The 21,667-nt window shown below is 60.9% G+C and carries 19 protein-coding genes, 3 tRNA genes and 1 pseudogene; 17 read left to right on the top strand and 6 right to left on the bottom strand.

Annotated features, from left to right (window positions below; genetic code table 11):
- Positions 1-42: 42 nt before the first annotated feature.
- From ABLE85_RS14745 to ABLE85_RS14695, 11 genes are all read left to right on the top strand, one after another.
- Positions 43-993, top strand: coding sequence for a glycosyltransferase family 2 protein (locus ABLE85_RS14745; RefSeq protein WP_348793477.1), 951 nt, complete (start codon positions 43-45; stop codon positions 991-993).
- Entirely contained in the window at positions 990-2,093 is a 1,104-nt protein-coding gene (locus ABLE85_RS14740; protein ID WP_348793476.1) for a glycosyltransferase family 4 protein, read from the top strand. Before ABLE85_RS14745 ends, ABLE85_RS14740 begins: the two co-directional genes overlap by 4 nt.
- Positions 2,084-3,226 (top strand): glycosyltransferase family 4 protein, encoded by a 1,143-nt coding sequence (locus ABLE85_RS14735; protein ID WP_348793475.1) that lies wholly within the window; start codon positions 2,084-2,086, stop codon positions 3,224-3,226. Before ABLE85_RS14740 ends, ABLE85_RS14735 begins: the two co-directional genes overlap by 10 nt.
- Positions 3,223-5,433 (top strand): AAA family ATPase, encoded by a 2,211-nt coding sequence (locus ABLE85_RS14730; RefSeq protein ID WP_348793474.1) that lies wholly within the window; start codon positions 3,223-3,225, stop codon positions 5,431-5,433. The genes ABLE85_RS14735 and ABLE85_RS14730 overlap by 4 nt, the downstream gene beginning before the upstream one ends.
- A 60-nt stretch (positions 5,434-5,493) precedes the next feature.
- Positions 5,494-6,585: a GDP-mannose 4,6-dehydratase gene (gene gmd / locus ABLE85_RS14725; protein ID WP_348793473.1), complete on the top strand. Its 1,092-nt coding sequence runs from the start codon at positions 5,494-5,496 to the stop codon at positions 6,583-6,585.
- A 140-nt stretch (positions 6,586-6,725) separates the two neighbouring features.
- Positions 6,726-7,235 (top strand): acyltransferase, encoded by a 510-nt coding sequence (locus ABLE85_RS14720; RefSeq protein ID WP_348793472.1) that lies wholly within the window; start codon positions 6,726-6,728, stop codon positions 7,233-7,235.
- 39 nt (positions 7,236-7,274) lie between these two features.
- Positions 7,275-8,303, top strand: coding sequence for a Gfo/Idh/MocA family oxidoreductase (locus ABLE85_RS14715; protein ID WP_348793471.1), 1,029 nt, complete (start codon positions 7,275-7,277; stop codon positions 8,301-8,303).
- Positions 8,300-9,415 carry a DegT/DnrJ/EryC1/StrS family aminotransferase gene (locus ABLE85_RS14710; protein ID WP_348793470.1) on the top strand — a complete coding sequence of 372 codons (1,116 nt, stop codon included), beginning with the start codon at positions 8,300-8,302 and terminating at the stop codon, positions 9,413-9,415. Before ABLE85_RS14715 ends, ABLE85_RS14710 begins: the two co-directional genes overlap by 4 nt.
- Positions 9,416-9,448: 33 nt before the next feature.
- Positions 9,449-10,441, top strand: coding sequence for an NAD-dependent epimerase/dehydratase family protein (locus ABLE85_RS14705; RefSeq protein ID WP_348793469.1), 993 nt, complete (start codon positions 9,449-9,451; stop codon positions 10,439-10,441).
- Positions 10,438-11,607: a DegT/DnrJ/EryC1/StrS family aminotransferase gene (locus tag ABLE85_RS14700; RefSeq protein ID WP_348793468.1), complete on the top strand. Its 1,170-nt coding sequence runs from the start codon at positions 10,438-10,440 to the stop codon at positions 11,605-11,607. The genes ABLE85_RS14705 and ABLE85_RS14700 overlap by 4 nt, the downstream gene beginning before the upstream one ends.
- 7 nt (positions 11,608-11,614) lie before the next feature.
- Complete coding sequence (locus ABLE85_RS14695) at positions 11,615-12,616, top strand: hypothetical protein (protein WP_348793467.1); 1,002 nt, start codon at positions 11,615-11,617, stop codon at positions 12,614-12,616.
- A gap of 414 nt (positions 12,617-13,030) precedes the next feature.
- Here the strand turns inward: ABLE85_RS14695 and ABLE85_RS14690 are convergent.
- Positions 13,031-13,105: transfer RNA gene (locus ABLE85_RS14690), tRNA-Asn, on the bottom strand.
- Between the two features lie 193 nt (positions 13,106-13,298).
- Here ABLE85_RS14690 and ABLE85_RS14685 point away from each other — a divergent pair.
- The 3 genes from ABLE85_RS14685 to ABLE85_RS14675 all read left to right on the top strand — a co-directional run bounded on the left by ABLE85_RS14685 (position 13,299) and on the right by ABLE85_RS14675 (position 14,365).
- Positions 13,299-13,586, top strand: a complete 288-nt coding sequence (locus tag ABLE85_RS14685; RefSeq protein WP_348793466.1) for a hypothetical protein — start codon at positions 13,299-13,301, stop codon at positions 13,584-13,586.
- Positions 13,587-13,742: 156 nt separating this feature from the next.
- Complete coding sequence (locus ABLE85_RS14680) at positions 13,743-14,075, top strand: RcnB family protein (RefSeq protein ID WP_348793465.1); 333 nt, start codon at positions 13,743-13,745, stop codon at positions 14,073-14,075.
- A 216-nt stretch (positions 14,076-14,291) separates the two neighbouring features.
- A tRNA-Cys gene (locus ABLE85_RS14675) sits at positions 14,292-14,365 on the top strand.
- A gap of 107 nt (positions 14,366-14,472) precedes the next feature.
- Here ABLE85_RS14675 and ABLE85_RS14670 read toward each other — a convergent pair.
- The gene (locus ABLE85_RS14670; protein WP_348793464.1) at positions 14,473-14,676 is read right to left on the bottom strand and encodes a hypothetical protein; all 204 of its coding nucleotides are present in this window, start codon (positions 14,674-14,676) and stop codon (positions 14,473-14,475) included.
- A gap of 202 nt (positions 14,677-14,878) precedes the next feature.
- Here ABLE85_RS14670 and ABLE85_RS14665 point away from each other — a divergent pair.
- Positions 14,879-15,314: pseudogene (locus tag ABLE85_RS14665) on the top strand (IS5 family transposase); the annotation flags it as partial.
- 85 nt (positions 15,315-15,399) lie between these two features.
- Here ABLE85_RS14665 and ABLE85_RS14660 read toward each other — a convergent pair.
- A tRNA-Leu gene (locus tag ABLE85_RS14660) sits at positions 15,400-15,484 on the bottom strand.
- Positions 15,485-15,855: 371 nt separating this feature from the next.
- On the opposite strand from ABLE85_RS14660, the gene tig reads away from it, so the two are divergent.
- On the top strand, positions 15,856-17,334 hold the full coding sequence (tig, locus tag ABLE85_RS14655) for a trigger factor (RefSeq protein WP_348793515.1): 1,479 nt from the start codon (positions 15,856-15,858) through the stop codon (positions 17,332-17,334).
- Positions 17,335-17,425: 91 nt separating this feature from the next.
- Here tig and radC read toward each other — a convergent pair whose 3' ends face one another.
- From radC to ABLE85_RS14640, 3 genes are all read right to left on the bottom strand, one after another.
- On the bottom strand, positions 17,426-18,181 hold the full coding sequence (gene radC, locus ABLE85_RS14650; protein WP_348793463.1) for a DNA repair protein RadC: 756 nt from the start codon (positions 18,179-18,181) through the stop codon (positions 17,426-17,428).
- A gap of 54 nt (positions 18,182-18,235) precedes the next feature.
- The gene (gene map, locus ABLE85_RS14645) at positions 18,236-19,063 is read right to left on the bottom strand and encodes a type I methionyl aminopeptidase (RefSeq protein WP_348793462.1); all 828 of its coding nucleotides are present in this window, start codon (positions 19,061-19,063) and stop codon (positions 18,236-18,238) included.
- Positions 19,064-19,201: 138 nt separating this feature from the next.
- On the bottom strand, positions 19,202-19,699 hold the full coding sequence (locus ABLE85_RS14640) for an Lrp/AsnC family transcriptional regulator (RefSeq protein ID WP_348793461.1): 498 nt from the start codon (positions 19,697-19,699) through the stop codon (positions 19,202-19,204).
- A 451-nt stretch (positions 19,700-20,150) separates the two neighbouring features.
- Between ABLE85_RS14640 and guaB the strand changes: the two genes are divergently transcribed.
- Positions 20,151-21,653 carry an IMP dehydrogenase gene (gene guaB, locus ABLE85_RS14635; RefSeq protein ID WP_348793460.1) on the top strand — a complete coding sequence of 501 codons (1,503 nt, stop codon included), beginning with the start codon at positions 20,151-20,153 and terminating at the stop codon, positions 21,651-21,653.
- The last annotated feature ends 14 nt before the right edge of the window (positions 21,654-21,667 follow it).

Here is a 21,667-nt window from a genome sequence, read left to right as displayed (position 1 = left end):
GCGCAGAAGCGTAGCGCAGCAACAATCCGCTTGAGAGGTGACATGGAGCGACCGGCCATCAGCGTTCTCATCAACAACTACAATTACGGTCGCTTCGTCGGCCGTGCGATTGAGAGCGCTTTGGCCCAGAACACGACCGACACCGACATAATCGTGGTCGACGATGGGTCCAGCGACCAGTCGCGCTCCATTCTGGAATCCTATGGCGACCGGGTGAAAGTTCTTTTCCAGGACAACCGGGGGCAGGCCGCTGCGATAAATGCCGCCGTGCATAAGAGTAGGGGGGACATCCTCTGTTTCCTGGACGCCGATGACTGGTGGGCGCCGGGCAAGCTGTCGGCGACGGCAGCGGCTTTCCGTGACGATCCTCGATTGTCGCTCGTCTACCACCGGCTTCAGCCAACGCTGATTGATGGCGCGCCGATCCTCAAGCCGGTCCCTCGGACCCTATGTTCGGGAGACTTGTCGCAGCAACTGACGAAATCGGCGGGTTGGTGGCCGTTTCCGATGACGTCCGCCATCGCCGTCCGACGCAGGGCCTGGGACGCTGCAGGAGACATTCCCGAGCAATTCCGCATATCTGCCGATGCGTGGCTCGTAGGGATATATCCGTTTCTGGGGCGCGTTGCTGCCTTGTCGGGTTCGCTCGGGTTCTACCGTATCCACAATAACAACTGGTATCGGCCGGTCAATGATGCCGCCACGCTGCGAAAGCGGATGGCACATTGGCAGGCCACCATTGAAGCAACGAACCGCTTCCTTGCAGCCCGCGAATTGTCGGCAAGGCTGCGTCTGAGCGATCACTATCCTTACCAGGTGGCGTCAGCAAAACTGGATGGAGCCGACATGCTCGCCCGGCTCAAACTCGCTGCAGAAGGGCTCTCTTTTGCCGGAGAGCCAAACCTGCTTAGGCGCGCGCGCGATGCGCTGCGCGCAGCCCGCGATCTTCCGAGGCGCGGACGGGATGCCAGCTTGTCGGAGGCAGCAAAATGAAGGCGCTGCTGCTGGTTTCCGAATTGGAGGACTACACCATCGCTTTCGCCAGCGGCGTTGCGCGACACCTGCAGGTCGTCCTTGGAGTTCCGCGTCGGCGCTACGCGCATCTTGCCCCCTGTTTTGATCCGGCTGTCGATCTGCACCTGCTGGACTGGCCGCGGCACCGATCGCTCTCCAATCCCTGGTTCCTGCGCCAGCTCACACGTCTTATCCGACGCGAGCGGCCGAGCCTTATTCACCTTCTGAGCAACTCTACGCTCTGGTTGAATCTCGCCGCTCCGTTTTGGCGGCCGATCCCGCTTGTGACCACCGTGCATGATGTGGAACTGCACCCCGGCGACGCCGATACCCGCGTATTGCCGGGCTGGGCCACCGATTTGATGGCAAGACAGTCAAGACATCTCGTGGTGCATGGCGAGGGGCTGAAGCGGATGGCTCTCGACCGATATTCAAAGTCCCCCGACTGCGTCCACGTCCTGTCGCATCCCGCCATTGATCGCTACGCAGAACTCGCTCGCCGGCGTCAAATGACGCGGTGTCCCGAAGATGGGACCCTGCGCGTCCTGCTCTTCGGGCGGATTTTCGTCTACAAGGGCCTGGAGCAATTGGTCCGTGCCGAGTCAATGCTCAGGGACCTGCTCCCCAATCTACGCATAACGGTAGCAGGCCGCGGCGACGATCCCTGGATCTTCCGGCCGCTGATGGGGGATGCCGGCCGGTACGATATTCGCAGCCGCTTTATCGAGGATGCGGAGGTCGCCCAGCTCTTCTTGGACGCCGACATAGTCGTCCTTCCCTACACGGAGGCTTCCCAAAGCGGTGTGCTCAACCTTGCCGCTGCCTTCGGCAAGCCGGTTGTCGTGACGGATGTTGGTGAATTGCGAGCCACCGTTCAGCCCAACGGCCTGGGAATGGTGGTTCAGCCTGGCGATCCGGTACAGCTTGCCAGAGCCATCCGGATACTGGCCGAAAGCAAAGCGCTCAGAACCGAATTTGGGACCAACGCGCTCGCATGGGCGACGGGGCCGAATTCGCCTGAACGGGTCGGCGCACAAGCCGCGGCCGTTTATCGAGAGGTGGTCCGGGCATGCGTATGAAGGCGTTAACGGATAGCCAGATTGTGGCGGCGCGGAGCGCAGCGCCCGTCCGCCACTATGTGCCGGGCGGTTGCGAGAACGGTGGCGGCATCGGCAGGCTGGTCGGCTACATAGCAAGCGCCGCCAGGGAGGCCGGCAGAGCGCACCTCGTTACCGACACCAGAGGGCCTCGGTGGTTCGCGCCGACGTCACTCCCGCGCCTGCTCGGGGCCATCTTGATCATGGCGAGGGATCGGATCGTCGCTCCAGAACGGATTCACCATATCCATGTCGCTGGGCGCGGCAGCACATCACGGAAGCTGATCTTGACGCAGGCTGCCCGTTTCCTTGGATGCCTGCACGTATTGCACCTCCACGACTACGACTACTCGACCGACTTCGCCGCACGCTCGCTGCATCGACAATTGCTCATACGGCGGATGTTTCAGCATGCGCACTATGTCGTCGCGCTGGGCCAGCGCGATCGTGCGACGCTGGTGAGGCTTCTGGGCGTAGACGAGCGTCGCATCGTCGTTGCCCACAACTGTGTTCCTGATCCCGGACCACGTTCGGCTCGGACCGCCGAGACACCGCTGATCGTGTTTCTCGGTCGCTTGAGCGAGCGCAAGGGCGTGACCGAGCTTTTGTTCGCTTTGAGCCATCCGGTCATGAAAGAGCTTCGGTGGCGAGCTGTGCTGGCAGGCGACGGACCTGTGGAGGATTACCGACGCCGGGCTACAGCCATGGCGCTTTCCAACCGGGTGGAGATGCCGGGCTGGCTCGGCGTCGACGACACGCGAGCCTTATGCGCGCGTGCCGACATCCTGGTCTTACCTTCGCATGCCGAAGGCATGGCTATGGCGGTTATCGAAGGACTTGCCCACGGGCTTGCGGTCGTCACGACCCGCGTCGGTGCGCATGAGGAAGCCATCTCGGACGGCAAAACCGGCCTTTTCGTGCCGGTCGGAGACAGCGATGCTTTGGCTGCAGCGCTGGCGAAACTGGTCAGCGACCCGGAAGCCCGCAAGCATCTCTCGGCTAAGGGCCGCGCCCACTTTCTCCGCCATTTCAGCATGAAGGCATATCTGCAGTCGCTGGAAAGGCTCTACGAAGCCGTCTCGGCGCAACCTCAATCAAAGGTTGGTGCACCATGACAATTGCGACAGTGCCGCCAGACGGCAATCTCTCGTTTCCCTCGATGCGCTATGCGCCCCGAATCCCGACAGAGGCTAAATCGGATGACTTCGACCTGACGTCAGGCTTGCGGCTTATCCGGCGAAGGATCGTCATGATATTGGTCCTGAGCACGCTACTCATGATTGTTGCCGTTGCGCAGATCTCAGGACTGAAGCCGACCTATCACGCCGAGTCCCGGCTGATGATCCACAGGCCGCTTGTGACAACACTTGGAGCGGAGGATACCGCCCCCAATGAGCGCCTAGACCTCACATCGGAAACGGAGCGGCTTCTCTCGAGAAGCATCGCAGAGCGGGTCATCCGGGACTTGCATCTCGACGAGCGAGCAGAATTCAATCCGGCATTGCGGAACGCCTCGTTTGTCGACAGGGCCCGGAAGTTGCTGCGCAACCTGACCGATGGGAAAACAACGGATTCTGCGATGCCAAACGGCATCGAGTCCACAATCCCGGCGTATTACAAGTCGCTCAGCGTACGGCGTGACAGTCCCGCTGATGTTATCCGCATAGGCTTCGATGCGGGCGATCCAGAATTGGCAGCTGCGGTGCCAAATCGGCTCATCGGCATTTACCTCCAAGAGCGGCAGGACAGTCTCCGCAATCGACTCGACGAGGCGGAAGAATGGATTCATCAGCGCATTGCCGAGCAGCAGGATCGCGTAAACGCAGCGCGTGGTGCCGCCGGAAAATACGGCGAGACGATGGGCATTGCCTCGAACGACGAGGCGCGAAGTGAACAGATCAAGGCTGTAATGGAGTTGAGTGATCGGCTGACTAAAGTCGAACAAAGTCGCACCGAATTGAAAGCAACGATTTCGACCTTGGAAGGGGCTCCCGACCCCTCGCTTGCCCTGCAGAGCATTGTCGTTCCTGACCGCATTGGCGCGATGCAGCGCGACCTTCGCGTGCAGCAGCAAGATCTCGATCGTCTCCTTGAGACGTATGGCAACAATGCCGCAGAAGTGGTCGATTTGCGTGCAAAGATTCTCAAGTCCAGCAGCGATCTCGGCCTGGAGGTCGATCGATATCTCCAATCACAGCGCAGCAAGCTTGCGGCTCTTGATCGCGAAGAGGGCGCCGTCCAGTCCGCATTGGCGCTCGCCCGCGGACAGTCTTCTCGACTGACTCTGGCGCAAACCGAACTGCTGCGCCTCGAGCGCATTGCTGACAAGGAGCAAACAGCGCTGGACAAGCTTGAGGAGCAGCGCCGGGCTTTGGCTGCACAGGCCATGCTGCCAGTTGCGGAAGTGGAGGTTTTGTCACCGCCAGAAGTGCCGCTCCAACCCCAGGGCCGCGGCCGACTTTTTTATCTGGTCGGCGCCCTACTGGCCTCGATCTCGGTCGCTGTAACGGCAGCTTTCGTGCGCGAGATGTTGGACAAGACGGTGCGTAGCCACGACCAGTTGGGCGGCATCGCAGGCGCGGTGCCCGCCGGATTCATACCGGGCCTAAGAAGGAAAGATCGGAAAAGTCTGGAGACACTCAGCGGGCATATTCAAGACGGTATGTTTGCTGAGACGATCCGAGCGCTGTTGCTTTCGCTCAAGCAATCTACCGGCGGAAAGTTGCCCGGCAGTATTGTCGTGACGTCCGCGCATAGCGGAGAAGGGAAGTCGCTTGTTGCCAGAGCGTTGGCAGTCGAGATCGCCGCTAGCGGAAACCGCGTGCTGCTCGTCGATGGCGATCTTCGGCGCGGAAATCTCAGCTCATTCTTCGACGCCGGACCGAAGCACGGGTTGAACGAGTTTCTGAGTGGGCAGGCCGGCGTGTGGGACGTGATCGGTCACCATGTTCAAAGCGGAATAGATTTCATTCCGAGCGGCGATCCCGGCCTGCATCAGCGCCCGCGCCTGACCGACGTGGCAGAAATCATCGAGGTAGCCCGGTCGAACGGCCATGTCGTGATCTTCGACAGCGCGCCCGTACTCGCCTCGACCGACACCATGTACCTGACAGCGCTGGCAGAGCGAACGGTGATGGTGGTGCAATGGGCAAGGACAAGCCAGAGCGCCATCGAATACGCGCTGCAGCGGTTGAAAAGCATTCGAAAAGCAGAAATTCTCGTAATTATAAATAGGGTTAACCCGGATAAACATGCGTTGTACAGCTTCAGAGACTCTGAATTATTCATAAGATCTCTTATGAAGTACCACAATTCGAAATAAAGTACCTAAAAATCCAAAAAATACTGTGTGTTTGGCCGTCACTGTAGCCGGAGATTGCAAATGAGTCGACCAAAGGCCTTGATTACCGGCATCACAGGTCAGGACGGAGCCTACCTGTCCGAACTTCTGCTTGCCAAAGGCTATGAGGTTCACGGGATCAAGAGGCGATCTTCCTCTTTCAATACAGGTCGCATCGATCACCTCTATCAGGACCCGCACGAAAGCGACGTGCGTCTGAGTTTGCATTACGGCGACATGACGGATGCGACAAACCTGATCCGCATCGTTCAAGAGGTTCAGCCCGACGAGATTTACAACCTTGCTGCACAGAGCCACGTCCAGGTGAGCTTCGAGACAGCCGAATACACGGCGAATGCCGATGCGCTGGGCACTTTGCGCCTGCTCGAGGCCATTCGCCTCCTGAATCTGAAAGAAAAAACCCGCTTCTACCAGGCTTCCACCTCTGAGCTTTACGGGAAGGTGCAGGAGGTTCCGCAGTCGGAAAGCACGCCCTTCTATCCACGCTCACCCTACGCGGCGGCCAAGCTCTACGCGTATTGGATCGTTGTGAACTATCGGGAGGCTCATGGCCTGCACGCGTCCAATGGGATTCTTTTCAATCATGAGAGTCCGATCCGCGGGGAAACCTTCGTGACTCGCAAGATTACGCGGGCTGCGGCGGCAATTTCCCTTGGTCTGCAGGACTCTCTCTATCTCGGCAATCTGGACGCGGAGCGCGACTGGGGGCACGCACGCGACTATGTCGAAGGCATGTGGCGCATGCTTCAGCAGGAGCGTCCCGACGACTACGTGCTGGCGACCGGCCGGAAACATACCGTTCGCTCATTCGTCGAAGTGGCCTTCTCAGAAGTCGGCATAAAGATCGAATGGAGAGGCAAGGGCCTCGAAGAAAAAGGTCGCGACGCGAAGTCGGGAAAGATCGTGGTGGCGATCGATCCACGCTACTTTCGGCCGACGGAAGTCGATCTTTTGATCGGCGATCCGAGCAAGGCGCGACGTGTTCTGGGCTGGTCCGCATCCGTGAGTTTCCAGGAAATGGTGCGCGAAATGATGCGAGCCGACGTCGAAGGGATCGCTCGGGAGGCTACCTACCGGCACCTTGATGAGGACGTGTGGCAAGCAGTAGTTTAGGGTAGGTGACCCCGCTTCCTTCTTAAGGTGTAGCGCGCATCGCCCATTTTGGTCTCATCAAATTGTCGCGGAAAGTTGTTATTTGAATTGTGTTGATCAAGTGCAGTCGAATATATTTCGAGTTATGGAGAATTTAACTGATGCCTATCACCACGAGCAATATTTCAGATGGGGCATTTATTGCATATCCTGAATTGGTAAATATTTACGGTTGTACCATAGGTGCAGAGACGAGGGTTGGCCCCTTTGTTGAGATTCAAAAGAACAGTTTTATCGGCCAGCGCTGCAAAATTTCCTCGCATTCCTTCATCTGCGAAGGCGTCACGATTGAAGACGAAGTGATGGTGGCGCATGGCGTCATGTTCACGAACGGGCTTTATCCGCGCGCTACCAACCCTGATGGCTCCCTTCAACGCGACGGCGATTGGGAGTGTGCCTCGACGTTAGTCAAGCGGGGTTCTTCCCTGGGATCGAACTCCACGATCATTTGCGGTGTGACCATCGGCGAGAACGCTCTGGTCGGTGCTGGCGCAGTGGTGACGAGGGACGTGCCGGATTTCGCGATCGTTGCCGGTGTGCCGGCGCGCGTCGTCGGGGATGTCAGACGTAAGCTGCCGGAGCTGACGTCAGCCAACAATTCAACTGTCTGAGCAACAGCGCATCGAATTATCAACCGAGGCGAAAGAAAGATGCCGGGCGTAGGTATCATTGGATACGGCTACTGGGGGCCAAATCTTGCCAGGGCGGTGGTTGAAGTCGACGCAACCGCGCTGCGCGCGATCGCGGATTTCTCTGTCGCCGCCCTCGAAAGAGCGGGGCGGCGTCATCCCTCGGCGCGTCTTCTTACCGATTGGCGGGACCTCATCGCCGATCCGGCAATCGACGCTGTCATCATAGCCACGCCGGTTTCCACCCATTTCGATATTGCCCTGGCCGCACTGAGGGCCGGAAAGCACGTGCTTGTTGAAAAGCCCATGGCTGACAGCGTCGCCAAGGCGTCGGTCCTCGTCGATGAAGCTGCCCGCCGCTCTCTCATTCTGATGGTTGATCACACCTTCATTTATACCGGGGCGATCCGCAGTATTCATGATCTCATTGAAAGCGGAAAATTGGGCGATATTTATTACTACGATTCTGTTCGAGTAAACCTTGGTTTATTTCAAAGAGACGTAAATGTCATTTGGGATTTGGCGGCACATGATTTCGCAATACTCGATTTTCTTGTGAAGTCACGGCCGGTGGCGATCTCGGCAAGCGCCGCAGCATTCCTGCCAAACAGTCCCGAGAACATGGCGCATCTGTCTGTCTATTTCGACAATGGCGCCATGGCGCATCTCAACGTGAACTGGATGGCCCCGGTCAAAGTCAGGCAGACGCTGATCGGTGGCAGCCGGCGCATGGTCATCTATGACGACATGCAAACCAGCGAGAAGGTCAAGGTTTACGACCGGGGCGTTGAACTCGGCGAGGGTGGGGAGAGCTTGCGCGAGCGGCTTATCTCTTATCGGATCGGCGAAATGTGGGCGCCCGCGATATCCGGCAAAGAAGCGCTCCTCACCGAAATAGAACAATTCTTCCACAGCATCGAAAACGCCAGCCAGCCTCCCTCCGGTGGAGAAAGCGGATTGCGAGTGGTCGAAATGCTGGCTGCTGCCACGCGCTCGACTTCGCTGCGTGGCCAGCCAATGGAACTCGGTCATCTGAGGAACGTGTCATGATCCCATTCCTCGATCTGCGTGCCCAGTATCAGTCGATAGGCCCGCAACTGGAGCAAGCCGTGGTCGCCGCCATGCGCGACTGCAATTTCGTATTGGGCGACAGTGTCGACAGTTTCGAAAGCGGCTTCGCCGCCTACTGCGGTACCGAATTCTCGGTTGCCGTCAATACCGGCACGTCCGCAATTCATCTGGCGCTGCTTGCAGCCGGTATCGGGCCGGGCGACGAGGTCATCACGGCGCCGATGACCTTCGTGGCCACCGCTGCTGCCATCCTCTACACCGGCGCGACCCCGGTTTTCGTCGACATCGACCCTGTCACCTGGACCATGAATCCCGACCTCATCGCGGAGAAGGTGACCAGCCGCACCAAGGCAATCTTGCCAGTGCACCTTCACGGGCGGCTCGCGGACATGAACTCGATCTGCGCAGTGGCCCGTCGTTATGGGTTGCTTGTGATCGAGGACGCCGCGCAGGCGCATGGCGCGGAACGCGACGGAGCCCGTGCAGGCGCCTTGGGCGATATCGGCTGCTTCAGCTTCTATCCGGGCAAGAACCTCGGCGCATGCGGCGAAGGCGGTGCCGTCACCACCAATCGCCCCGACTTTGCCGCGGCCGTGTGCTCGCTGCGCGACTGGGGGCAGGAGGGCAAATACAACCACGTCCGGCACGGATTCAATTTTCGCATGGATGCCGTCCAGGGAGCGGCGCTCGGGATCAAGCTTCCCTTCCTCGATACCTGGAACAGTCAGCGGCGACGTATTGCCAACATATACAATGACGGTCTGTTTGGGTCGCTGGGATTGGCCGCCGGACCGTTCGGCCTCGACCACGCCTGCCATGTCTATGCAGTGCGCGTGGAAGATCGTCAGCGTGTGCGCGCTGAACTCCACGACGCCGGCGTCGCGACGAACATCCATTATCCGGTGCCGGTGCACCTCCAGCCAGCCTATGCAGGGCTCGGCTATAAGGCGGGCGATTTCCCCGTTTCAGAGTCCTTGGCGTCTCAAACTCTCTCTCTGCCCTTGTTTCCCGAACTCTCGGACAGCGACGTCGCGACGGTGATGGACGCGCTGAACGCGGCAACGGCGCAACGCCTCGCCAAATCCGCCTGAAGGAAACCAGAGGCACTCGAAAAGGGGGCATCATTGAACATTCTTCGCGGAAAGCGCGTTCTGGTCACGGGCGGCGCCGGATTCGTCGGATCCCACATCGTCGATCTGCTTGTGGCGGCGCAATGTTCCAAAGTGGTCGTCGTGGACAATATGGTCCGTGGCAGGATCGCAAACCTCGCACGCGCCCTGGCATCCGGGCGGGTGGAAGTTGTCGAGGGTGATATTCGCGACAGCGCGCTGATGAAGGCACTGTTGGCCGACACCGACACGGTGTTCCACCAGGCCGCGCTCCGCATCACCCATTGCGCCGCCGAGCCTGACGAGGCCATGCAGGTCATGGTCGACGCCACCTATCGGCTGCTGAGACTTTGTGTCCAAAACAACGTTCGCAAGGTCGTCATGGCCTCGTCGGCGTCGATCTACGGAATGGCTGAAGAGTTCCCGACCCGCGAGACCCATCACCCCTACGCTAACCGAACGCTGTATGGCGCCGCCAAATCTTTCGGCGAAGGATTATTGCGCTCCTTCAACGACATGTATGGCCTCGATTATGTGGCGTTGCGCTACTTCAACGTCTATGGGCCGCGCATGGACATCCATGGCCGCTATACCGAGGTGATGGTCCGCTGGATGCAACGCATAGAGGCAGGAGAGCCGCCGCTGATCTTCGGTGACGGTTTGCAGACGATGGATCTTGTCCACGTCACCGATGTGGCACGGGCCAACATTCTCGCCGCGGCGTCCGGCGTCACTGATGTGGCGCTCAATGTCGGTTCAGGAGCTCAAACATCGCTGCTTGAACTCGCCCGCATGTTCGCCCGGGTAATGGGGCGGCCGGACTTGCAGCCGGTTCACACCGAGGCCCGAGCAATCAACCCCGTCCCAGAACGCCTGGCATGGACCGCTGCCGCGCAGGAGATGCTCGGATTTCGCGCAACGGTCCCGCTGCAGGAGGGGCTCGCCGATCTTGTCGCCTGGTGGCGAAACGAGATGAAGCCGGCACCGCTGGAGGAGGCCGCCTCGTGATCCCCGTGACAAAACCCCTGGTCGGGCAGGAGGAAGCTGATGCTGCCGCCCGGACCATCCTGTCGGGCTGGCTTACGCAGGGGCCACAGGTAGCTGCGTTCGAAAGGGAGTTTGCTGCTCTAGTCGGCGTCGACCATGCCTGTGCCGTGTCCAACTGCACTGTTGCGCTCCACCTCGCACTCATGGCGCTCGGTGTCGGCGAAGGCGATGAGATCGTCACGGTCAGTCATACCTTCATCGCTTCCGCAAATGCCATACGCCAGTGCGGGGCGACGCCAGTATTCGTGGATATCGAGGCGGACGGTTTCAACATAGATCCGGCCCTCATCAGCAAGGCGATCACGTCGCGCACGCGCGCGATCCTTTGTGTGCATCAAATGGGCATGCCCTGCGACATGCCCGCCATTATGCGCATTGCGCGGGCGCATGGCATCGCCGTTATCGAAGATGCGGCCTGCGCCATCGGGTCGGAAATATGCGACGGCGACGAGTGGAGGCCGATCGGTCTGCCCATGGGGGACATCGTCTGCTTCTCGTTTCACCCTCGGAAAGTGCTGACAGTCGGTGATGGCGGGATGCTGACGACCCGCAACGCCGAGTGGGATGCGCTGTTCCGGCTGTGGCGTCAGCATGGAATGTCCGTCTCCGACACCATGCGCCATGGCAGCCGCGAGGTGATGTTCGAATCCTACCCCGTGCAGGGCTTCAACTACCGGATGACCGACATGCAGGCGGCCGTCGGTCGCGAGCAACTCAAGCGGCTCCCCGCCGTGATTTCCTGCCGGCGCAGCCTTGCAGGAATCTATGCCTCCGCTATCGAGGGCATCGAGGGAGTGACGGCACCGGCAGAGCCGCACTGGGCACGGTCCAACTGGCAAAGCTACTGCGTGAGGCTCGCGCCGGACATTGATCAGTCAGGCGTTATGCAGGACATGCTCGATCACGGCATTTCCACGCGGCGCGGCATAATGTGCATTCATATGGAACGGGCCCATGGCGACCTGCCCCGGCCGCACTCGTTGCGCCGCTCGGAGGCGGCACGCGACCATTCCATCATCCTGCCGCTCTATCCTCAGATGTCCAACGACGACCAGATGCAAGTGATCGATGTCCTGGCTGGCGCCGTTTCCAGACGCCGTTGCGCGCATCCCATCTCCATGGCGTAGCGCGACGATGTTGAAACTCGTCGTTGAACAGACTGGCGATCCCGCCGAGTCGATGCTGCAAAGCATCAAGCGCCGCATCGAGATCCTGGAGCTTGATCTCGCGGGTCTTGCGGTGGTGACGGAGGCCGCGACAGGCGCCTACGCATCCACGGCGGTCATAGCCGCGCTTGCAGGCGCCAGAGTGCACGCCTGCGCACGGGATACGAACAGCCATGGCAGCGCGGACGATGCCATCGCCGCCACACGCGAACTGGCGCGGCTGGCCGGAGTAGAGGCGCGAATTTCCTTTTCGCGCGGCATCCCGCAGTTCGCGTTGGTAGCCTGCGATATCCTAACCAACTCGGGCCGGATTCGACCGATCACGCGCCGCGTGATCAATCTTCTCCCGCCGACGGCGATCATAGCGCTAATGTTCGAGGCGTGGGAGTTTCGGGATACGGATCTCGACCTCGCTGCTTGCCGCGAACGCGGTATCCGGGTCGCGGCGGTGAACGAACGTCATCGCGATGTTGCCGTGTTTCCCTTTCTTGGCCCGCTTTGCGTTTGCCTTCTTCGAGATGCTGCCATGCCCGTCGCAGGACAGCGTGTCGCAATCTTGTGCGACAATCCTTTTGCCGACTTTCTCCTTGCCGGCCTCACGGAAGCGGGCGCAAACGCCGCGCTCTTCGCGGATCTGCATCAGTTGGCGCATGGATCATGGGATGCCGTCGTTCTCGCGCTTCTTCCCGGGGACAGACCACTTGACCGCGACGATCTGGAGATGATCGCCAGGAAGGCCCCGGGGGCGCTTCTGGCCCAATTCTGGGGCGGGATCGATCGCGATGCTGCTCGCTCGCTCGGCCTGCAGGTCTGCCCCGCGACAGAGCCGAGCCGTGGACACATGGGAATCCTTTTGAACCGGCTCGGACATGAGCCCATCGTGCGATTGCAGGCCGGGAGTCTCAAAGCGGCGGAGATTGTCCGGCGCGGCGGCCTTCTCACGACGGACGGCATCGCCTCACTGCTTTGATAGCTTCATGCGTTCGGTGCTCTGGCAAGAACCTAAGGGCACCGCCCAGGACGGGTGAGTCTCACCGCCGACTCACGGCGCACCTTGTTTGCCCGTCGTCCTGCGCGATCTCCGACTGACGGTCGCTACACGCCTGACCATTGCCTGCTTTTGGGCACTTCTGCTGGAAGGACGTGAAGAATCGGCCCCCTATGCTCCCTCGAAATGTGTGCCCACATGGCAACGGCGCCCCCGGCCTGACTGGTAAGCCGGTGTGAGGCTGAATCAAGATTGCGTGTAGCAGAAGCAGCGGACTGCTCTGGGGCGGGCGGCGATTTACGTTAGGAATGATTTCGAGCAACTAGCTGTTGGCAGGGAAACTGCGGCCAAGCGAAGATCAGTTGTAATGGATTTCTTTGCGCCTTCGCAAGAAGGTGGCTCCCCGGGCCGGATTCGAACCAGCGACCAACCGGTTAACAGCCGGTTGCTCTACCACTGAGCTACCGGGGAACAGCGGCTCGTCAGAACGAGGCTGCCTATAGCAAAACCTATTCGGCTTTGCAAAGAGCCTTTCTCGTTTTTTCGTGAAATATTCAGCCGTATTCTAAAAAAAATGCCAGAAGGCCTCATATGGGGGCTTTGGCGCCCTGCGCTCGCCAAGCGGCGCAGGCTAAGCGGACAGGAAAGGGACCACATTTCGCCCATGTCGGACCAGGATGCACAGCAGAACGCATCGCCTCGGCGCGTGATTTCGGTGTTCGGGCGCGATTTCACGATGCCCCAATCACGCAGCAAGCGCGTGGCTCTGGGAATCGGGCTGACGATTCTCGGCTGCTTCGGGTTTCTGCCGATTCTCGGCTTCTGGATGATCCCCCTGGGATTGCTCGTGCTCTCATATGAATTCGCCCTGGTGCGCCGCTATCGACGCCGCGGCATCGTGAGTTGGGGGCGTTGGCGAAAGAGGCGCAACAACAAGGCGGTCGGCGGCTGATTCGTGCGGTGGGGAAGTGATTCGAGAACGCCCGCCAATTGCATGAGCGTTCGATAAGTGGCCGATTCCATTACGGAATTGTAATGCGCGCGTTCAGTCCGCGTTCATCCGGGCCGGCCTAGCTTGCCCGTGTTGAATACGAAAGGAACACCTCCCATGAAGCGCATTGTTCTTGCTCTTGCCGCTCTTTCGATCCTCGCTGCGCCGATGGCGGCGCAGGCGCAGCCCGGCTACGGCAATCAGGAGGAATATCGTCACCACCACAGGCACCAAGACCAGAGGAGCAAGTTCCACAAGCCGGCTCCGAAGCCGTACTGGGTCAAGGGCAAGCAGGTGCCGGCCTGGCAGCGTAAGCATGTCGTGCGCGACTACCATCGCTACGGCCTGAAGCGTCCAGGCCGCGGCCAGGAATGGGTGCGGGTCGATGACAGCTATCTCCTGATCAACGTCGCTTCCGGCATAATCGCCGGCATCATTGCCGGCCGCTGATTGCGGTCGAGCAGGCGCGAACGGGGCGGCTGCGGGGTCGCCCCTATCTATTTGCCCGTCAACGCTTGCAGCGGCCCTGTTCCGGATTCGCTGAGGGCCTCTTCCTCAGCGTCATCGCGCGAAAGGTACGGGGAAAATTGACAGAAGCGCGACTGACAGCTTGACGCAAAAAATCTGGCAACCTATTGAACCCCCGTAGAACGCCGATAGCGGCGAGGCCTCGTGGCGGAGTGGTTACGCAGAGGACTGCAAATCCTTGCACCCCGGTTCGATTCCGGGCGAGGCCTCCATCCTGCACACCTTACCAGGTAAGGTGTTGAATTAACTGGCGTTATTCTTCTTGTTTTCGTCGCGGAACTCCACCCTATCGTCAGGGTGGGGCAGAATGTTCCCCATTTCACCCTATCAATGCGCAGAATCGCAGTCTGGCGAGCTTCGCCTGCAACTTCTTGGCGGTGTAGATTTTCGAGGTTTTGCCGTCCTTCCAGTCGAAAAGACCGTCCAGCATAGAGTCGGTCGCTTCGCTTTCCGCGAGATTCGGGTGGATCGAAATTGTGAGCGTGACGGGCGGCCGATTCCGGTTCTTGAAGAGGCGCAGCACCAGATAATTGCCGCGCCTGTGCTGAGGGCCGATCGCGGCGAGGTCGAGAGCGAGGTCGACAAAAGCCTCCCAACACCGGCCGCGCCAACGGTCAACATCCGGTCAGGCCCGGTGGCGCGGTTATCGTTCCCGCCGGCACCTTGCCAGATCCCGCGGATCTAGGCGGGCAATAAGCTGACATCAAGCGCGACCTGGAACACCAGGGATGGGACGCTGCCGCGGCGGTCTCACCGGCAAGATCCATGCGCTTGTTGACGCGGAAGGCCGCCCCGTTACCGCCCGGCTGACCGGCTGACCGGCTGACCGGCGGCCAGGTTGCCGGCTGCAAGGAGGCTGGAGCCCTGGTCTACGTCCTCGGCGAGGGCGACATCCTGCTCGCCGACAAGGGTCATGACAGCAACGCGATCCGGGACAAGGCGGCGCAACCGCTGGGCCTGGGTCAACATTCCACCGAAAGCGAGCCGTACGGGAACCTTCTCCTTCTCGGCTTGGCTCTACCGGCAGCGAAACCCTGTGGCGCGGCTCTTCAACCGCATCAAGCACTTCCGCGGCATCGCCACCCGCTACGACAAAAGGACCCCGCCAATTTCCTTGCCGTCGTCAAACTCGCCGCAGCCCGCATCTGGTGCCAAACGTAATGAGTCTACGGCCTAATGGCGACGCTTCATGTCCGTGCCGAAGGCAGGATCACCCGTCGATGGCCGTAGCTGAGGTCTGGACAAATGGTGCGGATGAAGGGACTCGAACCCCCACGCCTTTCGGCACCGGAACCTAAATCCGGGGCGTCTACCAGTTCCGCCACATCCGCTTTCCGTTGGCATTCTCATGTAGTGTTCACTCTGTCAATGTCGCGGCGGTGCATTAGATGGTTGAATCGCACGGAAATGAACCGGTTAGACCGCGTGAAGAGAGTTGAAAAATCGGTCCGTGTGTGACAAAAGGCGTGTCAAATGTGACGGGTTATAAATTCGCGCTTCGGACGTATGTGGTAAGAAGCAGGCAAAACAAAGACTTACCCATATTCTCGGAGCGCATTGAAGGCAGTTGATAGCCGATGGTGAAACCACCCCGGTCCAGTTGCTTCACCCGCGCCGAAGGATTGCCCGCCACGAGAACACCCGCAAGTCGAGCGGCAGGAGCCGTTGGTCGGGCGGCATTCGTGAAAACAAAGGTTTGATGATGCAGGTTACCGAAACACTCAATTCCGGTCTTAAGCGCGAAATCAAGGTGATCGTGCCGGCTGGCGACATGGAAGCCAAGCTCGTCGAACGGCTTGCGGATGCCAAGAACAAGGTGCGCATCAACGGCTTCCGTCCGGGCAAGGTGCCGATGCAGCACCTGCGCAAGGTCTACGGCAAGTCGTTCATGGCCGAGGTGGTCAACGAGATCCTGTCGAACTCGACCCGCACGATTCTTGCCGAGCGTGGTGAGAAGGCTGCCATGCAGCCGGAAGTCACCATGACCGAGGACGAGAAGGAAGCCGAGAAGATCCTGGCCGGCAATGCCGACTTCGAGTTCCAGCTCTCCTACGAAGTCATCCCGACCATCGAAATCCAGGATTTCTCCAAGATCGCCGTCACCCGCCAGGTGTTCGACGTGCCGGAAGAGGAAATCGACGAGCAGGTCAAGCGCATCGCCGAATCCTCGCGCTCCTTTGAGCCCAAGGACGGCAAGGCCGAAGAGGGCGATCGCGTCACCATCGACTATGTCGGCAAGATCGGCGGTACGCCGTTCAACGGCGGCACGGGCAGCGACCAGCCGCTGGTGCTCGGCTCGAAGGAATTCATCCCCGGCTTCGAGGACCAGCTGATCGGCACGAAGGCCGGCGACGAAAAGCTTATCACCGTGACCTTCCCGGAGAACTACGGCGCGGCTGAACTGGCCGGCAAGGAAGCCACCTTCGACGTCACCGTCAAGGAAGTGGCCAAGCCGGGCGAGCTGGAGATCAACGACGAGACCGCCAAGAACCTCGGCCTCGAATCGCTCGAGCGCCTGCGCGAGATCGTCCGCGGCCAGATCGAGAGCCAGTTCGGCTCGATGACGCGTCAGAAGGTCAAGCGCCAGCTGCTCGACCAGCTCGACGAGAGCTACAAGTTCGAGGCGCCGTCGAAGCTGATCGAAGCCGAGTTCACCAACATCTGGAATCAGGTGCAGCGTGACCTGGCCGCTGCCGGCCGCACCTTCGCCGACGAAGAGACGACGGAAGAGGAAGCCCGCGTCGAGTATCAGCGCCTGGCCGAGCGCCGCGTGCGTCTGGGCCTGGTGCTTGCCGAGATCGGCGAAAAGGCCGGCGTGCAGGTGAGCGACGAAGAGATGCAGCGCGCGCTGTTTGATTTCGTGCGCCGCTATCCGGGCAACCAGCAGCAGGAAGTCTTCGACTTCTACCGCAACAACGTCAACGCGCTGGCCACCCTGCGCGCGCCGCTGTTCGAGGAGAAGGTCGTCGACCATCTGCTGACGCAGATCTCCGTCACCGACCAGAAGGTGAGCAAGGAAGAGCTGATGGCCGACGACGAGGACGAGGCCGCCGGCGAAGCCAAGCCCGAGAAGAAGACCAAGAAGGCAGCGGCCAAGAAGTCCGACGAGGCGACCGGCGAAGAGCCGAAGAAGAAGGCCGCGCCGAAGAAGAAGGCTGCCAAGGAAGGCGACGCCGAGTAAGGCTCCGTCGCTTCCGGAAACGAGAAGGCCGCCCGCTGGGCGGCCTTTTTTGTTGGCACCCGTTCCGCGGGTGCGTCGCGGGAGCGAAGGCTCAGATGAGCAGCAGCCCCTTCATGCTGGCATAGCCCTTCTTGCCGATGATGATGTGGTCGTGCACGGCGATGCCGAGCGGACGGGCCGCCTCGATGATCGTCTTGGTCATGTCGATGTCCGCCCGCGACGGGGTCGGGTCGCCGGACGGATGATTGTGCACGAGGATGACGGCCGTCGCCGAGAGCTCAAGCGCGCGTCTCACCACCTCGCGCGGGTAGACCGGCGTGTGGTCGACGGTGCCGGTCTGCTGCACCTCGTCCGCAATCAGCGTGTTCTTCTTGTCGAGGAAGAGTATGCGGAATTGCTCGCGCGCTTCAAAGGCCATCGACGCACGGCAATAGTCGAGAACCCGGTCCCATGAAGAAAGAACCTCGCGGCCCTCGATTTCGCCGCGCGTCATGCGCTGGGCGGCTGCCGCGACGATCTTCAGGTCCATGGCCGCGCCTTCGCCGATATTCTCGACTTCCCGCAACAGGTGCTCGGGCGCCCCAAGCACTTCGGCCAGCGAGCCGAACCGTTTCAGCAGAGCCTTGGCGCGTTCCTTGGTGTCCGCCCGCGGGATGGAGCGGAACAGCAGCAGTTCCAGAAGTTCGTAGTCGGAAAGCGTCTCGGGGCCCGACTGGCGAAACCGCTCGCGCAAGCGCTGCCGGTGGCCGAGATAGTGTGGCTTCTTTGGAGTTGGAGGAACAGGCTTAATAGACGGAAGCGGCTGCTCGGCGAACAGCCCGCGCTCGTCCTCGTGGTCATCGGTCATGCCACGCCCCCCCGGTATCCGTCGCCGCATTCGGGCCGCGACGCCGGAAGGATATTAGGAAGACAGGCCGGGGCGGTCGAGTCCCTTGGGCGACAGCGTGAAAATTTCACAGCCGGTCGCAGTCACGCCCACCGTGTGCTCATACTGCGCCGAGAGGGAGCGGTCGCGGGTCACGGCCGTCCAGCCGTCGGAAAGCACTTTTACGTGGGGACGGCCGAGATTGATCATGGGCTCGATCGTGAAGATCATGCCTTCGCGCATCTCCACACCTTCGTTCGGGCTGCCATAGTGCAGGATGTTCGGCGCGTCGTGGAAAAGCTGGCCGACACCGTGGCCGCAGAAATCGCGCACCACCGAGCAGCGCTCGCCTTCCGCATAGGTCTGGATGGCCGCGCCGATCGCGCCGGTCCGTGCGCCGGGCCGAACGGCACCGATGCCGCGCATCAGGCATTCATACGTCACCTCGAGGAGGCGCTCGGCGGCGCGCTTGATGGTGCCCACGGGGTACATGCGGCTGGAGTCGCCGTGCCAGCCGTCGAGAATATAGGTCACGTCGATGTTGACGATGTCGCCGTCGCGCAGTGGCTTGTCATCCGGAATGCCGTGGCAGACAACGTGGTTGATCGAGGTGCACGTCGACTTGGTATAGCCGCGATAGTTCAGCGTGGCGGGCAGGGCGCCATTGTCCATGCCGAATTCGAAGACGAACCGGTCGATCTCATTGGTGGTCACGCCCGGCTTGACGATGTCGACGAGCTCGTCGAGGCAGCGCGCAGTCAGGTTGCAGGCCTTGCGCATGCCGGCGAAGGCTTCCTCGCCATAGAGACGGATTTGACCGGTGTTTCGTGGCGGGGCCGAGTCGGCGTCCAGATAGGTGACCATGGAAAAGACCTGCATGTCGAAAGGGCGAAGGGCAGAAGCGCTCGCAACCGCCCTGATGTGACACCTGATTGCGCCGGCTTCAAGCCCCAACACCGCAGAAGCGACCAAAAGGCGCCATAACGCGCCGGTTGGTGCGCTCTACGCCTCGATGTCGGTCTGAACGAGTTCATCCAGCAGCAGCGCACCTTCGTCCTTGATTGTCTTGATGACGACATAGGTGAAGTGCCGGTCGATGCCGAGTTCGCGGCCGAGCAGGTCATCGACCAGGCGCTGATAGGCATCGATGTCGCGCGCCATGATCTTGAGCATGTAGTCGACCCCGCCGCCGACTGACCAGCAGGCGACGATCTCTGGAATGTCGCGGATGGCGTGCTCGAAGCGCTCGAAATCGGTCTGACGGTGGGCGCTGAGCGTCACTTCCATCAGAACCGTCGCCACCGGTGCAATCTGGCGCATGGCGACCTTGGCATGATAGCCGGTCACCACTCCGGCCTCTTCCAGCTTCTTCAGTCGCGTCCAGCAAAGCGTCGGCGATTGCCCGACCTGCTCGGCGAGTTCCTCTTTGGTGATGCGTCCGTCGTGCTGCACGGCATTGAGAATGCGCAGATCGATCGGATCGAGTTTCGTCGTGGTCATGATCTTCCCGTGAGTGCGATTGCGGGCGACCATGGCCGGGCGCCTTTTCAATTGTCAATTGCGGGCGGGGCAGGGGTGCCATGCGGTTGTGGCCGGCAAAAGGCAAGTACATGTGTGCAATTGCGTACACAAGGGAGTTGACCGCCCGTTGGTGGCAGTGCAACTTATGATCGCATCGCCTGGCGGTGCCGTGGGGGACGGGGCGCCGGGCTGAGGCCTGATGTCGCACCGGATTTCACGACGGTGGTGCCGGCTTAAAGCGGGGGGCTTGAGCCGGCATCATCACAGCAGATTCGCCACCAGATGCCGCGTAGAGGAAAAACTACGCGGCGAGCGGCTTTTCATCTGGCGCCGGACGTGGTACCAGCCCTTGCCATTCCTGAAGGAAACAGACGATTCAGCGCAGCTCCTTCGAGCCATAGCGCGGGTTTCCTGCATTGAGGGCTAGTTTATGGCAAGGATCATCGAAACTTCCACCGGCGCGACCGCGCTGACTTTTGACGACGTGCTGCTACAGCCCGGTCACTCCGAAATCATGCCGGGACAGACCGACGTCCGCACGGTCATCGCCGGCGACATCGAACTCAATATTCCAATTCTTTCGGCTGCCATGGACACCGTGACCGAGGCGCGGCTCGCCATTGCCGTGGCGCAGGCCGGCGGCATCGGCGTCATCCATCGCAATTTCACGCCTGCCGAACAGGCCGAGCAGGTACGTCAGGTCAAGAAGTTCGAATCGGGCATGGTGGTGAACCCCGTCACCATCGGTCCTGACGCGACGCTCGCCGATGCGCAGGCGCTGATGCGCGCCCACGGCATCTCCGGCATCCCGGTCGTCGAGAACGGCGGCACCGGCGGCCAGAGGACCGGCCGGCTGGTCGGCATCCTGACCAACCGCGACGTGCGCTTCGCCACCGACCCGGGCCAGAAGGTCTACGAGTTGATGACCCGCGAGAACCTCATCACGGTCAACGAGTCCGTCGACCAGGCCGAGGCCAAGCGGCTGCTGCACAAGCACCGCATCGAGAAGCTGCTTGTCGTCGACAAGGCGGGCAACTGCGTTGGCCTCATCACCGTCAAGGACATCGAGAAGACGCAACTGAACCCCAATGCCTCCAAGGATGCACAGGGGCGTCTGCGCGCCGCTGCCGCCACGAGCGTTGGTGATGACGGTTTCGAGCGCGCCGAACGTCTCATAGATGCCGGCGTCGACCTTCTGGTGATCGACACCGCCCACGGCCATTCGCAGCGCGTGCTCGATGCCGTAACCCGCGTCAAGAAGCTCTCGAATGCTGTGCGCATCATGGCGGGCAATGTGGCCACAGCCGGCGGTACCCAGGCGCTGATCGACGCGGGTGCCGATGCGGTCAAGGTTGGCATCGGTCCAGGCTCCATCTGCACCACGCGCATCGTTGCGGGCGTTGGCGTTCCGCAGCTGTCGGCCATCATGTCGGCGGTCGAGGTCGCGCAGAAGGCTGGCGTATCGGTGATCGCCGACGGCGGAATCAAGTTCTCCGGTGACCTCGCCAAGGCGCTCGCCGCCGGCGCCGATGCCGCGATGATCGGCTCGCTGCTGGCCGGCACCGACGAAAGCCCGGGGGAGGTCTACCTCCACCAGGGCCGCTCGTTCAAAGCCTATCGCGGCATGGGCTCGGTCGGTGCCATGGCGCGCGGCTCGGCCGACCGCTACTTCCAGGCGGAAGTGCGTGACACGCTGAAGCTGGTGCCTGAAGGTATTGAGGGGCAGGTGCCCTACAAGGGCCCCGTCGCCGGTGTTCTCCATCAACTGACCGGTGGCCTGCGGGCTGCCATGGGTTATGTCGGCGGCGAGAACCTGACGGAATTCCGCGAGCGCGCCACCTTCGTGCGCATTTCCAATGCGGGCCTGCGTGAAAGCCACGCGCATGGAGTGACGATCACTCGCGAGAGCCCGAACTACCAGGGCGGCTTCTGAAGGCTGTAGACTTC

Source organism: Mesorhizobium sp. KR1-2 (assembly GCF_040045035.1).
Classification (GTDB): Bacteria; Pseudomonadota; Alphaproteobacteria; order Rhizobiales; family Rhizobiaceae; genus Pseudaminobacter.
Note: the sequence above shows the minus strand (reverse complement) of the source record. Positions and strands in the feature narration are given on the sequence as shown.

What these genes read in the sequence shown, in the direction of transcription:
- ABLE85_RS14745 (WP_348793477.1), top strand. Translation starts at nt 43, where the DNA reads ATGGAGCGACCGGCCATCAGCGTTCTCATCAACAACTACAATTACGGT.
- ABLE85_RS14740 (WP_348793476.1), top strand. Translation starts at nt 990, where the DNA reads ATGAAGGCGCTGCTGCTGGTTTCCGAATTGGAGGACTACACCATCGCT.
- ABLE85_RS14735 (WP_348793475.1), top strand. Translation starts at nt 2,084, where the DNA reads ATGCGTATGAAGGCGTTAACGGATAGCCAGATTGTGGCGGCGCGGAGC.
- ABLE85_RS14730 (WP_348793474.1), top strand. Translation starts at nt 3,223, where the DNA reads ATGACAATTGCGACAGTGCCGCCAGACGGCAATCTCTCGTTTCCCTCG.
- gmd (WP_348793473.1), top strand. Translation starts at nt 5,494, where the DNA reads ATGAGTCGACCAAAGGCCTTGATTACCGGCATCACAGGTCAGGACGGA.
- ABLE85_RS14720 (WP_348793472.1), top strand. Translation starts at nt 6,726, where the DNA reads ATGCCTATCACCACGAGCAATATTTCAGATGGGGCATTTATTGCATAT.
- ABLE85_RS14715 (WP_348793471.1), top strand. Translation starts at nt 7,275, where the DNA reads ATGCCGGGCGTAGGTATCATTGGATACGGCTACTGGGGGCCAAATCTT.
- ABLE85_RS14710 (WP_348793470.1), top strand. Translation starts at nt 8,300, where the DNA reads ATGATCCCATTCCTCGATCTGCGTGCCCAGTATCAGTCGATAGGCCCG.
- ABLE85_RS14695 (WP_348793467.1), top strand. Translation starts at nt 11,615, where the DNA reads ATGTTGAAACTCGTCGTTGAACAGACTGGCGATCCCGCCGAGTCGATG.
- ABLE85_RS14685 (WP_348793466.1), top strand. Translation starts at nt 13,299, where the DNA reads ATGTCGGACCAGGATGCACAGCAGAACGCATCGCCTCGGCGCGTGATT.
- ABLE85_RS14680 (WP_348793465.1), top strand. Translation starts at nt 13,743, where the DNA reads ATGAAGCGCATTGTTCTTGCTCTTGCCGCTCTTTCGATCCTCGCTGCG.
- tig (WP_348793515.1), top strand. Translation starts at nt 15,856, where the DNA reads ATGCAGGTTACCGAAACACTCAATTCCGGTCTTAAGCGCGAAATCAAG.
- radC (WP_348793463.1), bottom strand. Translation starts at nt 18,181, where the DNA reads ATGACCGATGACCACGAGGACGAGCGCGGGCTGTTCGCCGAGCAGCCG.
- map (WP_348793462.1), bottom strand. Translation starts at nt 19,063, where the DNA reads ATGGTCACCTATCTGGACGCCGACTCGGCCCCGCCACGAAACACCGGT.
- ABLE85_RS14640 (WP_348793461.1), bottom strand. Translation starts at nt 19,699, where the DNA reads ATGACCACGACGAAACTCGATCCGATCGATCTGCGCATTCTCAATGCC.
- guaB (WP_348793460.1), top strand. Translation starts at nt 20,151, where the DNA reads ATGGCAAGGATCATCGAAACTTCCACCGGCGCGACCGCGCTGACTTTT.